General features: G+C 43.2%; 18 protein-coding genes. 9 read left to right on the top strand and 9 right to left on the bottom strand.

The window, feature by feature from the left end; genetic code table 11:
- Positions 1 to 13: 13 nt before the first annotated feature.
- The 5 genes from FHW36_RS16275 to FHW36_RS16255 are packed head-to-tail and all read left to right on the top strand — an operon-like array spanning position 14 to position 4170.
- Positions 14 to 1063, top strand: a complete 1050-nt coding sequence (locus tag FHW36_RS16275; RefSeq protein ID WP_145670621.1) for a nitrous oxide reductase accessory protein NosL — start codon at positions 14 to 16, stop codon at positions 1061 to 1063.
- Complete coding sequence (locus FHW36_RS16270; protein ID WP_222429098.1) at positions 1053 to 2303, top strand: nitrous oxide reductase family maturation protein NosD; 1251 nt, start codon at positions 1053 to 1055, stop codon at positions 2301 to 2303. The genes FHW36_RS16275 and FHW36_RS16270 overlap by 11 nt, the downstream gene beginning before the upstream one ends.
- Positions 2300 to 3010, top strand: coding sequence for an ABC transporter ATP-binding protein (locus FHW36_RS16265; protein WP_145670620.1), 711 nt, complete (start codon positions 2300 to 2302; stop codon positions 3008 to 3010). The genes FHW36_RS16270 and FHW36_RS16265 overlap by 4 nt, the downstream gene beginning before the upstream one ends.
- Positions 3007 to 3774 (top strand): ABC transporter permease subunit, encoded by a 768-nt coding sequence (locus tag FHW36_RS16260; RefSeq protein WP_145670619.1) that lies wholly within the window; start codon positions 3007 to 3009, stop codon positions 3772 to 3774. The genes FHW36_RS16265 and FHW36_RS16260 overlap by 4 nt, the downstream gene beginning before the upstream one ends.
- Before the next feature lie 30 nt (positions 3775 to 3804).
- Complete coding sequence (locus FHW36_RS16255; RefSeq protein ID WP_145670618.1) at positions 3805 to 4170, top strand: group III truncated hemoglobin; 366 nt, start codon at positions 3805 to 3807, stop codon at positions 4168 to 4170.
- A 6-nt stretch (positions 4171 to 4176) separates the two neighbouring features.
- Here the strand turns inward: FHW36_RS16255 and FHW36_RS16250 are convergent, their stop codons facing one another.
- From FHW36_RS16250 to FHW36_RS16235, 4 genes are all read right to left on the bottom strand, one after another.
- Positions 4177 to 5310, bottom strand: a complete 1134-nt coding sequence (locus FHW36_RS16250) for a hypothetical protein (RefSeq protein WP_246121169.1) — start codon at positions 5308 to 5310, stop codon at positions 4177 to 4179.
- A gap of 79 nt (positions 5311 to 5389) precedes the next feature.
- A complete protein-coding gene (locus FHW36_RS16245; RefSeq protein ID WP_145670616.1) occupies positions 5390 to 5983 on the bottom strand; it encodes a Crp/Fnr family transcriptional regulator in 594 nt (197 codons plus the stop codon).
- Between the two features lie 50 nt (positions 5984 to 6033).
- Positions 6034 to 6750, bottom strand: coding sequence for an iron-sulfur cluster repair di-iron protein (gene ric / locus FHW36_RS16240; protein WP_145670615.1), 717 nt, complete (start codon positions 6748 to 6750; stop codon positions 6034 to 6036).
- Positions 6751 to 6793: 43 nt separating this feature from the next.
- Positions 6794 to 7189 carry a group III truncated hemoglobin gene (locus FHW36_RS16235; protein WP_145670614.1) on the bottom strand — a complete coding sequence of 132 codons (396 nt, stop codon included), beginning with the start codon at positions 7187 to 7189 and terminating at the stop codon, positions 6794 to 6796.
- Between the two features lie 373 nt (positions 7190 to 7562).
- On the opposite strand from FHW36_RS16235, the gene FHW36_RS16230 reads away from it, so the two are divergent.
- The 3 genes from FHW36_RS16230 to FHW36_RS16220 all read left to right on the top strand — a co-directional run bounded on the left by FHW36_RS16230 (position 7563) and on the right by FHW36_RS16220 (position 11667).
- A complete protein-coding gene (locus tag FHW36_RS16230; RefSeq protein ID WP_145670613.1) occupies positions 7563 to 8396 on the top strand; it encodes a hypothetical protein in 834 nt (277 codons plus the stop codon).
- Between the two features lie 155 nt (positions 8397 to 8551).
- Positions 8552 to 8938 (top strand): DUF302 domain-containing protein, encoded by a 387-nt coding sequence (locus FHW36_RS16225; protein ID WP_145670612.1) that lies wholly within the window; start codon positions 8552 to 8554, stop codon positions 8936 to 8938.
- A 26-nt stretch (positions 8939 to 8964) separates the two neighbouring features.
- On the top strand, positions 8965 to 11667 hold the full coding sequence (locus FHW36_RS16220; protein ID WP_145670611.1) for a cation-translocating P-type ATPase: 2703 nt from the start codon (positions 8965 to 8967) through the stop codon (positions 11665 to 11667).
- A 62-nt stretch (positions 11668 to 11729) separates the two neighbouring features.
- On the opposite strand, the gene FHW36_RS16215 is transcribed toward FHW36_RS16220, so the two are convergent.
- Genes FHW36_RS16215 through FHW36_RS16205 form a run of 3 tightly spaced genes read right to left on the bottom strand, consistent with a single transcriptional unit; the run spans position 11730 to position 13737 of the window.
- Positions 11730 to 12551, bottom strand: a complete 822-nt coding sequence (locus tag FHW36_RS16215; RefSeq protein ID WP_145670610.1) for an adenine nucleotide alpha hydrolase family protein — start codon at positions 12549 to 12551, stop codon at positions 11730 to 11732.
- A 17-nt stretch (positions 12552 to 12568) separates the two neighbouring features.
- Positions 12569 to 12865 (bottom strand): zinc ribbon domain-containing protein, encoded by a 297-nt coding sequence (locus FHW36_RS16210; RefSeq protein WP_145670609.1) that lies wholly within the window; start codon positions 12863 to 12865, stop codon positions 12569 to 12571.
- Positions 12866 to 12888: 23 nt separating this feature from the next.
- Positions 12889 to 13737 (bottom strand): universal stress protein, encoded by an 849-nt coding sequence (locus tag FHW36_RS16205; protein ID WP_145670608.1) that lies wholly within the window; start codon positions 13735 to 13737, stop codon positions 12889 to 12891.
- Between the two features lie 233 nt (positions 13738 to 13970).
- Here FHW36_RS16205 and FHW36_RS16200 point away from each other — a divergent pair, with 233 nt between their 5' ends.
- Positions 13971 to 14285: a hypothetical protein gene (locus tag FHW36_RS16200; RefSeq protein ID WP_145670607.1), complete on the top strand. Its 315-nt coding sequence runs from the start codon at positions 13971 to 13973 to the stop codon at positions 14283 to 14285.
- Positions 14286 to 14438: 153 nt separating this feature from the next.
- On the opposite strand, the gene FHW36_RS16195 is transcribed toward FHW36_RS16200, so the two are convergent.
- Both FHW36_RS16195 and FHW36_RS16190 read right to left on the bottom strand, forming a co-directional pair.
- The gene (locus FHW36_RS16195; protein WP_145670606.1) at positions 14439 to 15659 is read right to left on the bottom strand and encodes a DUF3570 domain-containing protein; all 1221 of its coding nucleotides are present in this window, start codon (positions 15657 to 15659) and stop codon (positions 14439 to 14441) included.
- Positions 15660 to 15675: 16 nt separating this feature from the next.
- Positions 15676 to 15897, bottom strand: a complete 222-nt coding sequence (locus FHW36_RS16190) for a DUF4266 domain-containing protein (protein ID WP_145670605.1) — start codon at positions 15895 to 15897, stop codon at positions 15676 to 15678.

Raw genomic sequence — 15897 nt, 5'->3', positions numbered from 1 at the left:
AAAAAAAAGACTTATGGAAAATAAACCTTCAATCATATCCAGGATGCTGCTTTTTGCAGCAGCGTTATCGCTGGCCGCTTCCCTGTTTGTGCCAATCTGGAGTATTTACCTGGATGCTCCCCAATACCCGGAAGGGCTATGTTTGCGGATATGGGCAAATAAAATAGCCGGGGATATAGATATTATTAATGGTCTGAACCACTATATAGGGATGAAAAGATTGCATACAGCCGACTTCATCGAATTCACCGTTTTACCATACATCATTGTGTTTTTTGCACTGCTGTTTGCCACCACCGCTGTCTTTTTCAGAAAAAGAAGATTATATATCGTTTTTGCTGCATTTGTGTTATTCGGCATTGTTGCCATGGCTGACTTCTGGAAATGGGAATATGACTACGGCCACCACCTCGATCCCAATGCTGCCATCAAAGTACCGGGCATGGCTTATCAACCACCGCTGATCGGCTTTAAACAATTACTCAACTTCGGCGCCTACTCGGTCCCTTACATCGGTGGATGGCTGTTTGTTGGCGCAGGCCTGCTACTGCTCATAGCGGTTCTGAAGGAAGCCAGCGTGTTAGGACAATTGCGCAGGAATCCCAAAAGTGCAGCCGCCGCAGTAAGTATCCTGTTTATACTGACCTCCTGCAGCAATAACGGCCCTGACCCCATTAATCTTCACAAAGATGCCTGCGACTTCTGCAAAATGTCTATCTCCGACGGCCGCTTCATGGGAGAAGTAACTACCCGGAAAGGCAGGGTATATAAATTTGACGACATGCATTGCCTGCTAAGCTACATCTCCGGGCTGGGAAAGGAGTATATCGGGAACTACTATACCGGAAACTTTGAAAAGGAGCATGAATTGATAGATGCCACCACTGCATGGTATGTAGTACATGAATCGCTGAGAAGCCCGATGGGAGGAAATATCGCCGCATTCGCCACAAAATCTGCTGCCGACGCACAGGCCGCCAGGTATGGGACCAGCGCCGTGGATTGGAAAACATTAAGTACCGCTGTTTCTTCAGGCAGTCTTCATCATGGTCATGAACAGTAAATTATATCGCTCCTTTGCTTTGATAATGCTGCTATATGCAGGCACCTCACGCTTATGGGCAGCTACACGCTACGCGGGGAAAGGGCAGCACTATCCCACTATCAAAGCCGCGCTGGCTGCCTGTCGAAATGGCGATACCGTTATCGTTACAAAAGGCATCTATCGGGAAGGCAATCTGATCATAGATAAACCCATTTGTTTTACAGGCACCGGTATGCCCGTGCTGGATGGTGAATTGAAATACGAAATTATCTCAGTAAAAAGCAATGATGTAACGATTACAGGGTTCCAGCTCCAGCACTCAGGACGCGCCGTTATGAGCGATCCCGGTGCTATAAAAGTGTACGACGCAAAAAATGTGCAGATAGAAGATAACGTTTTAATTGATAACTACTTTGGCGTATACCTGCAATATGCCACCCACTGTACCATCAAAAACAATGTTATAACGGCTTCTCAAAAAGAAGAACATGAATCGGGTAATGGCATCCACTGCTGGAAGGGCGACAGCCTGCAAATAATTGGCAATCGCATTGCCGGCCATAGAGATGGTATTTACTTTGAGTTTGTGACACACTCCGTCATCTGGCGGAATATTTCTCACCATAACCTCCGCTATGGGCTGCATTTTATGTTCTCCAACGACGACGCCTATATCACCAATTATTTTAAAAACAACGGCGCCGGTGTAGCAGTCATGTTTACCAAAAGAGTGACCATGATAAACAACACATTTGAAGAAAATTGGGGAGATGCGGCCTATGGCGTATTATTCAAGGAGTTAACAGATTGCTATCTCTCCGGCAATAAATTCCTACGCAATACTACCGGTATTTTCTTCGATGGCTCCAACCGCATTACCATTGAACACAATATCTTCCGTGCAAATGGCTGGGGAATGCGGATGCAAGCCAATTGTATGGATAATATCATCAGGGAAAATAATTTCATCGGCAATACTTTCGATGTCACTACCAATGGTTCATTGACCCTCAATCACTTCAGCGAAAACTACTGGGATAAATACCAGGGCTATGACCTGGATAAAGATAAAATCGGGGATGTTCCTTTTCATCCGCTCAGTTTATACGCAGTGATTGTAGAAAAGAACCCGCCCGCCATGCTGCTCTATCAGAGCTTCATGGTAAACCTGTTGGATAAATCAGAAAAAATAATGCCGAGCCTTACCCCCGAAAACTTCGTGGATAATACACCACGCATGATTCCTTACAAATTATGATTGAAATAAAACATATCACCAAACATTTTGGCAAGCTAAAGGCTTTAGACAACCTGGATCTGAAGCTCGAAAAAGGACAGTGTATTGCCCTTATCGGCCCCAATGGCTGCGGCAAAACTACACTTATCAAATCCATCCTGGGCATGGTGCTACCCGAAAAAGGAGACATTATCTTCAACGGTCAAAATATAAAGCATAATAACGAATACAGGAAGCATATAGGTTATATGCCACAGATTGGCCGCTACCCGGAAAACATGACCATCGGCCAGGTAATTGATATGATAAAAGGCATCCGCAACAGCAATGAAGTACTGGATAACGACCTGTACGAGCAATTTGAGATCGGCAAGATGCTCCATAAAAAAATGCGCACACTCAGCGGCGGTACCACACAAAAAGTAAGCGCTACCCTCACCTTTATGTTCCGGCCAGAGGTACTCATACTGGATGAGCCCACCGCCGGCCTGGATCCTGTGGCGGCTGAAATCCTGAAAACAAAGATCATTGCCGCCAAAAAAGCCGGCAGCCTTCTTCTCATTACCTCACACTTTTTAAGCGAACTGGAAGGTATTGTGAGCCAGGTCATTTTCATCCAGGATGGCAAACTGATGTTACATAAAAATACAATGGAGCTAAAAAGAGACACCGGCAAGGATACGATCGCCCAGTCCATTGTTCACCTGCTAAAAACACAGACTGTATGATGCGTATATTAAAATATGTGGCGCTGGATATTCTAAAAACGAAAATTGTGATCGCCTACACCATTATGCTGGCATTATTCTCCTGGAGCGCTTTTAGCCTGGAAGACAATACCGCCAAAGGGCTGGTCACGATGCTTAATATTGTGTTACTGACTGTACCCCTCGTGTCTGTACTATTTGCAACCATTTACGTGTACAATAGCGCAGAATTCATTGAGCTGCTATTGAGTCATCCTGTAAAGCGAAGCATGATATGGAAAGCCCTGTTCACCGGCTTGTCCCTAAGCATGACAGTGGCCTACATCGTAGGAATCGGCATCCCCTTGCTCATCTTTACGGACCTGGGCACGGCGCTGATCATGATCATATCGGGTTCATTGCTCTCGGTGATTTTTGTGGCCATTGCATTCCTGGCCAGCATTCTTACAAGAGATAAAGCAAAAGGTATCGGTATTTCCATTATGCTGTGGCTATACTTTGCGTTGCTATTCGATGGATTAGTATTATTCCTGTTTTTCCAGTTTTCAGATTACCCGATCGAAAAGCCCATCGTGATATTGAGTGCATTAAGTCCCGTTGACCTATGCCGCATACTAATGTTACTAAGGCTGGATGTATCGGCCATGATGGGCTATACCGGGGCTATTTTCCAGCATTTCTTCGGAAACAGCTGGGGGTTATTACTCTCTTTTTCCCTGCTTGCTTTGTGGGTGGTGGTACCGTTTTATTTTTCCCTGCGAAAATTCAACAAAAGAGATTTATAATGCTGCCTAACAACTAAATGTCAAACCAAAATGAAACCTGATCTCACCAGTAAAGCAGACATCCGGGTCGTTGTTGATGAATTTTATAGGAAGATAAAGTCAGATCCTGTAGTGGGTATTTTCTTTACTAAAGTGGTGGCCTTTAACTGGGAAGCGCATCTTCCTGCCATGTGTGCTTTCTGGGAAAATGTACTATTCTACACCGGCGATTATGAAGGGAATCCGCTGGAAACACATCGTAAAATCCATTTGCAACATCGAACCAAACCGGAACACTTTAGCCGGTGGCTGGAGCTGTTTGACCAAACCATTGATGCTCATTTCTCCGGTCCTAATGCGGACAAGATGAAATATCGTGCAAAAGCTATCGCGGCGGTAATGCAACAAAAGATATAGCCACGGCTACTGCCGGTTGCCAGCTTGCGAAACAAATAACACTGTGGCACTGCCCAACAGTATCAATGCAGCAACAAATAACATCTCACGGATATATGGAACCGGCATATAAAAAAAAGCTGCGAATCCCTGTATTGCTAAGAACAATTCGTTGAAGAGTACCCCTGAAAAAAATAGAAAAGAAAAGGTTTTTGTGCGTTTACCCGTTTTTATAAGGCCATGGGCGAGCATATAGCCAATGAGGAAAAGACTGTATACGCCCAGTAAAACCAGGTGCAAATAAGCGATGACAACCGGGCGGAATCCGAACACCAGTTGGCTGAGGGATGGTATGACAGAAACGGTTTGCAATAGAAATTTAATCGTCAGCGCCCATGTAGCCGCGCAGAAGAAGAAATTGATCCATCCGGGGTAGCTTGATGGCTGCTGCCGGAAGATTAACCAGGATTTCCTGAGAAAAATAATCCATGCTAACAACTGCAGTACAGTAGCTGCAACGGTAACGGCATATAGCCAGACCGGCAAGTTAGCCCATAGCATCGATAAAAAAAAAGTAGGAATAACAGCGATCACAAACACCAGGAAATACTTTTTAGCTCCCTCAAAAACAGCAGGAAACTGGTCTGCCGCAAGCGCCATACTTCCAAAGAAAAACCAGCCGTTGTATTGAAAATGCAGGTAATAATACACCGAACCCAGATAAAACCGATGGTCAATATTTTTTGTAGCCATCATATAGGCCAGGAAAAACGGTCCGGCGGAAGATAATACGTTCAGTAACAGGCCGGCTATTGCCCAGGGTTTGGCAGGATGTCTAAGAGGAAGATATTTTGCATCACGGAGAAAGATACCGGCAAATGCCATCCCAATAACAATAGTCAACGTGGAGAAGGAAATAGATACCGTCTTATACCCCTGCACGGAAAATGCTATCAGCATACCGAATGAGCATACCAGGTTCAGCATAATCAATTGCCTGTATCTTTTCTGCTGCGATGAGGTAACAAAGGGAGCGATCACCAGCGCAAGCCCGCTGTATAATACATGGCCTATCCACGCGCTGAAAGCAAAATGAGAATGGGCATGCAACAAGTTATTTTGCTCCAGGAACGGAAGGGAAAAAGCAATTTTATAACGCATTAGAGTACCGTACAGGGCTACAATCGCCAAATTTAATAATCCCCATCGAAACCATTTTCCGGCAAACGGCCTGTCCATATTACTGGTAATATAATTTGTGATCGATGATTTTCACCATTCCTTTCTTGCTCATGCGGACGAGCGTTCGGATAACGGTCTCTACCCTAAGCCCGGTAAAGTCCGCAATTTGCTGCCGTGTGTAAGGTACCAGGTCTGTGGTAGCGGAGGTAAGATGAACATTCAAATGTTTCAGAAACAGCATGATCTTTTCTTCGGGTGTAGGGCTCACCCATACCTGGGCCGCTGTTGTTTTATTGTAAATACGTTCTGCGAAGGTAAAGAGCAGCTTTTCAGTAATCTCAGGATAGTTTTTCAAAATCTCCAACAGGTTCTCCCTGGCAATTCTTATGACCACGCATGAGGTGAGGGTTTGTGCGGTAGTCGGGTAACATTTACCCACCATCAGGGGCGGTTCGCCGAAGCTTTGTCCAGCCGAAAACATGCCCTGTATTAATTCTTTGCCGTCGGCGTTGCTGGTAAATATCTTTACAGACCCTTCCACTACCTGGTAATAAAAAAGAGGTGTTCCCCCCTCATGAAAAATGATAGCGCCTTTGGGGAGCTTCCGGGCAACGCCACCATACGTAATCAGTATATTGTAGTCTATCTGCATATAGTTGGGGATATACGAAAGAATACTTTTTTTGAAGCAACAGTTATCTATTAGGCTAATTGCTTCTGTTCCAGCGCAATGGCCTTGGGGAACAGGATATTATTCTCGAGATGAATATGCAGATGCAGGTCGGCTTCATACTCTTTCAACAACGAATAGGTAACCCTGTAGGTATTACAGGCATCTTCGGGAGGGGTGTAATTATTGGTAAGTGCAGCAATAAGGCGGAAACGCTCTCCTTCATTTTCGTGTTCCTGCATCATCGCATGAATGGGATACTGCACTGTACCAAAAGAGGTATGAAGAGGAGTTTCTCCTGCCGCTACCATTTTCCTGATAAAAGGGAACAGCACTGCTTCTTCTTTATGCATATGAGCGGTCAACTCCTCTGCGCTCTCCTGGAAAAGGATCTCGATTTCTTTCAGTTCAGGATGACTTTCACCATGCACTCTCCTCACCTTATGGAGGAATGGCGCTATTTCCATGATTTTCTCCCGCACATACCGGTGATGTTTTTTCTCTATATAATCCACCAGCAGGTCAAGCGGCCAGGTGTTGTAATCGGCAGTGGCATTGTTGGTCTGTGCGGCTACCTCCTGTAAATCGGAAATCAGCCTGTCAGCATCCAGGTGTTTCTTCTCGCATGCATCTGCAATACTGCGGTTACCGTTGCAACAAAAATCAATACCGCGGTTTTTGAAAATGGTTGCTGTTCGGTAGTCGGCCGCTACCAGCATTCCTACGATGGTTTGTTGATTGATATCCATAATGCTTCTATTTAGTTGATGTAAACTATGAGCGTTGTATATATCATACCAATGGCCTTCCGCCGTTGGTGCTGTAATATTCAATCTTGGAAAGGAACATTCCCGCCATTTTCACACCCCGCCATTTAGCCTCTTCCGCAATGTCGCCTTCAAAATGGTCATCAATGGTTTGGTGCCATATGGTCAACCAGGTATCAAAATGTTGTTTATTGACTGATAAAGTAGCATGGGGTGGAAATGGACTGCCGTTATAGGTATGTTCCTCCAACAGCACCGTTTGCCAGAAGCGGTACATTTTCTCCAGGTGTGCCGGCCAGCGATCCTGTATGATCCCGTTGAAAATCGGGCCTAACAGCTCATTCTTCCTGATTGCAGCGTAAAAACTATCTACCAGTAACTGAATATCGTCTATATTGGTTATTTTGGCTCTTAAACTCATAATAAAGTAGCACTTTCCCTGATCATTACCAAAAATTCTCTCCAACCGGAATATCAACTGTCCTCCTCTCCTTTATTCTTTTGGCATCACTTCGTCACAATAAAAAAGCTAATTCATATGCTTTTGAGAACAGTTTCCCTGCTTTGGATGATACAAAGTTAATAAGGAATAAAATAAAAGACAAATTTATCCTTTATTAAGTAATATTTTTTTCTTCCCACGGCCAAATTTGACCACAAACATGATCAGGATCATTTATCTCCTATTAATACTACTATAATTTTGCAAACGCACGGAAAAGCAACGCCAGCCCATTGAGAAATCAGCTATTCGCCAGGTTCAGTTATTTAACACCCCAATTAAACTTCATTTTATGGCCAAAATCTCGTTTACACAGCTCTTTATTTACATTGCCATTATCAATTTCGTCAACACCGGCTGCAGGAAAGAACCGGGCATTCATTTTCCCGGACCACATTGCGATATTTTAAGTATTACCGGCAACTTTAATGGGCCTATTGATACCGTGTCCTTTTCCTACAATATAGCAGGTAATCCCATAACTGTCACCAGGGCATTTCCAAGCACCGGGTTCCCTAACTACCAGTTCAGGTATGATAAAAATAACCGGCTTACAGACTACATTACCCTATACCCCAACAGTAATGAATTTGAGACCTGGCATCGGTACTATTACCGTGGAAACCGAATTGTATTTGACAGCATTTTTCAATTTGGTTTACTGGGAGAAGTTCCCAGGCCTTCTCCCTTTGCGCCTAATCAGTTTATCCGCGGCTATGCAGCATTTGAATATGATGAAATGGGAAGAATAACGAAAACAATAGACTCAATAGGCTGGATCTACGGTCGGCTTACCAGGTACTACACCTATAACCAGGAAGGAAATCTAGTAAAGGTGGTGTATCAGTCAGCTACTTTCCCTGAAGAAGACAGCCTTATCATTAGTGGTTACGATAATAAGGTCAACATGCATCTGACACATCCTGTATGGCAATTCCTCGACAGGATGTACAGCCTGAACAACCCCATAAAGGGGGAAAGCTATAATAAACATGGGCTTCCGCTCGCCTTCGGTATAAGCGCTCCAGTAAAAAATGGCAGAGTTCTGGATCCAGGAGCTTCACTTGCCGACTTCATTGAGCTAGGCACCTACTCGTTTATCAACATACGGTATAGCTGCAATTAACATAAAGACAACGGGGCTATTGGCGTACAATAGCCCTCAAAAATAACAATAGACATACCCTTTTTTTTCCTGACAGATATCACCCGATACGCTGATTGGAATCATTGGGCAGCTGGCGTGTTTATTGAATATTTGGCTAATAAAAAAGTTATTTTATGAATGTACAACTATGTAAAATGGTTGCCTTATCTTTTACCGAGGCTATTGAAAAAATAACAGCAGCATTAAAAAGTGAAGGCTTTGGCGTTCTCACTACCATAGATGTAAAAGACACCTTAAAAAAGAAAATTGACGTTAATTTCAGAGATTATACTATCCTGGGCGCCTGCAATCCGCAGCTGGCATACCAAGCGCTATGTGCCGATGAAAAAATAGGCCTGTTGCTTCCCTGCAATGTGGTAATACAGCAACATGACGATGGGAAGGTGGAGATATGCATTGCAGATCCGGAAGAAATGGCCCGGCAAAGTAATAACGACAGCCTAAAAACAATTGCAGCAACAGCCAGTATATCACTAAGCAGGGTGCTACAGAAGGTATAATGTCATAAAAATGATAAACAGGAAAAATGCTGTCATCTCAAAATGAAGAAAACAACAAATATTGGGCGTTGGATGCCGATACTATTGCAAAAGTTTGTGCAACAGATAGTACATCGGGGTTAACAAGGGAAGAAGCCGCAAAAAGGTTGATCAGATATGGCTACAACAATGTCATCACCGCTAGAAAAAACAAGGCGCTATTAATATTACTGCGGCAGTTTACCAGTCCATTCACGCTATTACTGGGCATCTCCACGATTCTCTCATTTTTCTTCAGAGAATGGCTGGACGGATTTGCGATACTGATAGTAATTATATTGAATATTATTGTCGGATTCCTGATGGAATACCAGGCGCACCGCTCCATCAAAGCACTGGAAAAATTAAATATTGTCCATGCGAGGATAATCCGGGATGGACAGATGGTAGAAATAAAATCTGACTTATTAGTGCCAGGAGATTTGCTCTTCGTTGAAACAGGTGGAATGGTAACTGCCGATGCCAGAATCATTAACTCCAAGCAGCTTCAGGTCGATGAATCAATGCTGTCGGGTGAATCATTTCCAGCAGATAAAATATGTTACCCGTTGCCTGCAAATACAGCATTAGTTGAAAGACATAATATGTTATACAAAGGGACTTTGGTTACAAAAGGAAATGGGTTAGCCATCATTGTAAATACAGGAATAAAAACTGAGGTTGGAAAGCTGGCTGATATTGTTCAGCAATCAGAACAAACAGCGACGCCATTGGAGATAAAAGTTCGCCAATTAAGTACAAAACTGATTTGGATAACGTTGGCGCTAATTATTGTAATCCTTACCGGCAGCTTCTTTTACGGAACGCCTGTCACGAAAGTAATAAAGATAGCAATAGCATTGTCAGTTGCGGCTATTCCAGAAGGACTACCCGTTGTAACTACCCTGGTGTTGTCTTTTGGAGTATTGCGAATGGCCAAACATAAAGCCATCATTAAAAAGCTATCTGCCGTTGAAACACTCGGCGAAATAAATGTTATTTGCACAGATAAGACAGGTACGCTTACTAAAAATAATATTGAAGTATCTCTTATTCATATTCCAGATCTTTCAGCGCATGTCCAGATTGATGCTACAGGTACTTCTATACATTGGATGGAAAACAACTGTATTTCCAGGGCAATTGCTTATGACCATTTATGCAAAATTTCTGCATTATGCAATACGGCGGTTTATCAACCGGGCGGGGATGTTTCAACTACTTCCGGATCCCCACTGGAGATCGCTTTGCTTAAAATGGTGCATGCGTCAGGTGCAAAATTGACACAATACCAGCAGGCATTCAGCAAAATTGACGAATTGCCTTTCTCTTCAGAAACGAGAGTCATGTTTACACGTCACAAGGAAAAAGATCGCCGGCAGTATTATGTATCTGCCAAGGGCGCAGCGGAAGAAATATTGAAATACTGTACTTCCGTAGAAGCTGAAAACGGGAAAAGTCAAATGGGAGAAGAAGAAAGAGAACAATGGAAAACCATTGCCACAAAACATGCACAATCCGGTTTCCGAATGTTGGCGTTTGCCTACCGGGAAACATCAGCCTACGAACAGTACTTCATGCATGACTTAACGCTGGCAGGAATTATTGGATTTAGTGACCCTCTGAGAGAGGGCGTAAAGGAAGCAATCAAAGAATGCAAAAAAGCAGGCATCAGGATCGTAATGATAACAGGCGACCATCCTGAAACTGCAAAGAATATTGCATTACAATTGGGCATTTCCACTCCCACGGAAGAAGTGATGCCTGGCAGCGCGATGAAACCTTATGACCAGCTGACAGTCTCTGATCGGGAAAAGTGGTTGAACAGTACCGTATTTGCCAGGGTGAGTCCTGAACAAAAACAGCAACTGATTGCCGTTTTGCAGGATGAAAGAATGATAGTAGCCATGACGGGCGACGGCGTAAATGACGCCCCGGCGTTAAAAAAAGCTGATATTGGCGTTGCTATGGGACAAAGAGGCACCCAGGTAGCACGGGAAGCAGCAGACATGATCCTGAAAGATGACGCCTTCACAACTATCGTCTCCGCTGTCAGGCAAGGAAGGATCATTCTCGAAAATATCCGGAAATATGTGATCTTCCTATTATCCTGCAACTTAAGCGAGTTGCTGACATTTACAGTATGCGCGTTATTTAACCTTCCTTTCCAGCTTCTCCCGTTACAGATCCTATTTATTAATTTTGTGACAGATGTCATGCCTGCATTGGCACTGGGGGTGAGCTACAGCGGTGATCAAATTATGCAACGGAAGCCATATCCACCAGGAACGCCAATAATAGATAAAAAAAGATGGATGGCTATACTTGTTTATTCCCTTATAATCACTGTTACGACCCTCGCTGCTGTGGCCACCAGCTATTTAATTCTTCGTGACAAGGAACAGAAATATGCAGTTTATAATAATATTCTCTTCTATACTTTAATTTTTTCACAGCTATTGCAGGTATTCAATATGACTTTTAACCGGAAAATAGCATTCCATAAGACAGATGTATTTCGCAATCAAGCCATCTGGTATTCCATAGCGGGCTGCGTTATCCTGTCGTTCGTGGCCTATTGGACAACGCCGGTACGATTAGCGCTTGAAATCACCTCTATTAGCTGGCAAAACTGGAGTATTATATTATTGTACTCGATATTACCTGTAGTGATAATAAGGTGTTTAAAAAAGTGGAAATGGACTATCTGATAAATTTCAAGTACATTGAAATTAGCCTATAAAAATCAATAACAGGGGGAAGAGATTTTATGCTATTCATGCGCAACAAAAACTGGCATCCCATGGCCGGTTATTACTTCTGTAGCAAAGCTTTTCTTAAATAATTCTGAAAGCGTTGTACGGGAATAAGATCCGCATACCAACATAGGTTTTTCAATTCCTGCCATCCAGGTATCGAAGTGCTTGGGAGACGTACCTTTCAACGTGTGAATAGTGAAATTAGCAAAGTGTCTTGCCACCAGCTCTTCTACCAGTTGCATATCGGGTATTTCAGTATTCTCCTTATTTGCAGCATACACAAGAATAGCATTCTTCCGGGAAAGTTCCGGCATCAGGTTACAGAAAGATTTAATAGCAAAGGTAGCCTGCTCACTGCCGTCATAGGCCAGCACGATATTTTCAGGAAAATATGAATGCTCAGGAATCAATAGCACCGGGCACTCAGCACTATGTAGTGCCATTTTCAGATATTCGTTGGGAGTTTCAGTGCCCCGGTTCTCATAAAATTTTTCACTCCCCAGTATCAGCAGGTCAGCAAAACGTGTTTCCTTTCGTAAATCCTGTATAGAAGAGTAATATGCGACTTTATGTACCCGGTATTCGATATGCTTCCGAACGCACTCCTTCTCGAAAAAAGCGATGTTCTCATTTACCAGCTCATCGCTATATCCTTCTAATGTAGGCTCAAAAACAGAACCGGAAAGAAGTGCTTCATTCCAGGAAGGCGAAAAATCCATCTTTGGCAAAAAAGTACCAATCAGGAGTAAAGGCGCGATTTCATTTAATTGAGATGCAAATTCAAATGCGCCTGCAGAAAAATGCGCACCATCCATGGCTAATAATACTTTTTTCATAGCTATATATTTTGTTATTAAAACCCGTCCTGTTTATGCAGATCGACGTTTACATTGTTATTGGTCCATCTTTTTAAATGCAACAAACGGCCAATCGCCGTCTCCAATATATCTTCAGGCATTTCCTCTTTTTCCATTATCCCTGTCAGGTGTTTTTTCATATCATTAAGCGTCCAGTCCGGATGTATAAACTCGCCATGTTGATAGCAATATTTACAATAGTCACGGCTGGGAGCCCCATCCTTCTCTGTACCGCGAATCGCTGCTGTATCCAATGGCATGCTGCAACTCTGGCAGATTATATTATTTTCCATAATGATTTATTTTTGTGCGAATATTATTTGTTATGCGCTATAAACAACGGAAATGACAATGCCTGCATCAATAGATCCGCCATACTCCGCCTGAACCACCTTGACACACTGCTTCGCCTGTAAGCACCCAGCACAATTGCGGTTCCCTCCTGTTGGCCCAGTAAATAGGTTACAATCTCCTCCTCCGGTTCCCCTTCCATTATTTTATATACTGCGTCCGGGAAATGTTTCCTGATAAAATCCTTTATTAAATGCTTGTTCTCAAAGTGGGTTCCTTCCGGGTTGACCGACAAAACAGTTGTGGGTAATGATTGCCAGGAAGAGAAAAGATAACTGTACATTTTTATGGCATATACAGAAGATGGTTCCCCATCATATAAAAGCACCATATTCGTTACATTGCTAAAAACCGGGGGCGTCGAAATCTGTGCAGGCACGATAAGTACAGGGCATTGCACATCGGTCAGCAAATCACGGATAAAGCGAGTGGGCGGTTTACTAACATCGTGCATAAATGTCTCCCGAACATCTATAACCAATAAATCCGCATAAATGCTTTCCTCCAATGCGCTTAACAGGGAAATATTTTTGTTCCTGTGAACACTATAAGGGATCCCGGCCTTTTGACAGGCGGCTTCAAATTTTCCTGCTGCAGCCTTACGTCTTTCTTCGTCTTCCTCTTCCAGCTGCCCGATAATAGCCTGGTCTGTACCCTCTTTCAACAACTGGTATAAATTAAAACTATTGTAAGTCAGATCATCCGGAAAAACACCGGTCAAATGCGCCCCTTGATGCGCCGCTATCCAGATGGCATAGTGAAGCGTACTTTCTGAAAATCTGAAACCATCAAATATCGCTGCTATCTTTTGCATGGCAACATTTTTCCCGAAATTACCAACAGAACGAAAAGCAATATATGATACGCGTTAGCATATACCCTGATTTTCGTCATCGAAGGTCACATGACCAGAATCAAATTGCCGAAAACGCATATAATATAAATTAAAAAATATATAATATATATAGCACATGAATATTTTCATCGATCAAACCGGCATCATAGTTAGGTAGCAACTTTCACTTTAACAATAGCCATTCTTCTACGATGAACACAAATGGCCACCTTCAGCAAACAGACTTTCACTTTTATCTTCGTAAACTCAATGAGTCATTTCCGTATAAATGCAGTCCCTTATACAAACCGGAACATGAAAAAAAGATAATTGACTGGGCCACCTCTTTTAGCAATATCGACGACAAAAAAGGATTTTTACAGTATTGGATAGCCGGCAACCTGTACTGGTCGCGCAGAAGCAAGCGTTATTTTGGACCGGACTTTAATGAGGTAGTCGTTAGCGGACAACTTACCTGGCAGCCTGATAGAGCCATATATATCCCTGTCGCTTACGGTTATAATTAGCCATAGTAGCGGCGGCGTATCCGCTCAGCAGGTGCAAATACTCCAGCGCCACAACAACAGCAAAGCCAGCAAATAAAACATTTGCCGGCTTTGCCGATTCGTTTTAATTTCTGGCAGTGTTTCTTTTCCGGATGGTCATTTTATAGCAAACAACTACTTGAATTTTAACGCTAATGTTACGATATCGCTATTTAAACCGGTGGAACGCATATAATGGCCATACCTTAACTCCAGCGCGTTAAAATGTTGCCAGCCAAAAACGCCTTTGGGAGGTGATAACCGGATATTGCCCCCTAAGAAACTACTATGAAGCGTGGATAAATCATAGTCGCTGGTATAGTAAGTATCGCCGGGGTTATGCTGACCATAGGGAGCAAAGTAGCGTGTGCCTTGCTGGTTATTATACCGGTAAAATGGACTCAGAGATACAAAAGAGGTCAGCTTAACCGGCACTTCAATTTCGGCGGTATGCGCTCTGATTCCCCAGCTATCCATATAATAGCGGTAGAAAGTTCGTATAATAAAACGATCTGCCAGGAAATAATTAAGTCGGATAGCTATTGGCAACTTATAACGATTGTCTGGTAGGTTCTCTATCCTTTCCGACCCATCGGTGAAGTAATTTCGCTGGTACCTGGTAGCCAGCAACCCATGCTGATAGGATGGTTCAACCACCAGCATTACCTGTGTCCGCTCGTTAATCACCTGCGATAGGCCAAACGAGGCACTGAAGGAATTCCGGGGCTTATAATCCAAAGAACGTTGATCCCCTTCCGACCCGGAACCGTAACCAGGCGGCCGCAGCTCAACAGGTAATATTACTTTCCATCTATCCAGGAATGCCTGCAACCTGATATCAAATTGCCGGTTCTTATCTTTTGAAACCCTGGTGATGTTCACGCCCCCACCAAATGACTGATAATCGAATTCATGAGAGTAGGAAGCTGTTATTCCAAAAGCGTTACCGGTTTTTACATTTGAATTAGTCCAGTTCAGGGATGGATAAATCCGTGTATCTGAACTGGAGGCTGAAGATATACTATAAGGATCTATTTTGTCGGACGATGCAGAAGTATAGTGATCAATCCCTAATTCAAACAGGAAGGTATGCTTATGTCCTTGTTTGTTAAATTTTGAAAGCTGTATATCAAAGGTATTAGCGAAATCTGTAAGTTTCTCTGTACCGATACCGCCTGTTACCGCGGAATTATTACCATCTTGTGTGTAGTAGGCAGATACAATATTGACTTCATCTAAAGTAAGTTTCCGGGATTGATAGTTAGACGTATCTGCCGGTTGTTTCTGCTGTGCTTGTGCCTGTGAAGTCAGTATGCCCAGGTATAAGGCCAATATCCCAAAATTTAGTCGTCTCATTTACCACATTTTAAGTTTAATTACAACCGCAGCCTCCCCCGCTTTTTCCACCGTTGGCGCCAGATCCACCTTCCCTATACAGTTGGAAGCTCTGTTCAAACTTCTGTGACTTTCGTGCCGATAGGTCCATTTCCGTATCATTCAGCTTGTTTTTCTGGTAGGCCTTCACCGTGGTACAGGAACTGTGAACCAAAGAGAGGGAGGCAGCAATTAGTATCAGGCAAACGCTTCTATACAT

Source organism: Chitinophaga polysaccharea (assembly GCF_007829335.1).
Lineage (GTDB): Bacteria > Bacteroidota > Bacteroidia > Chitinophagales > Chitinophagaceae > Chitinophaga > Chitinophaga polysaccharea_B.
This window is presented reverse-complemented; position numbering and strand designations above follow the sequence as displayed.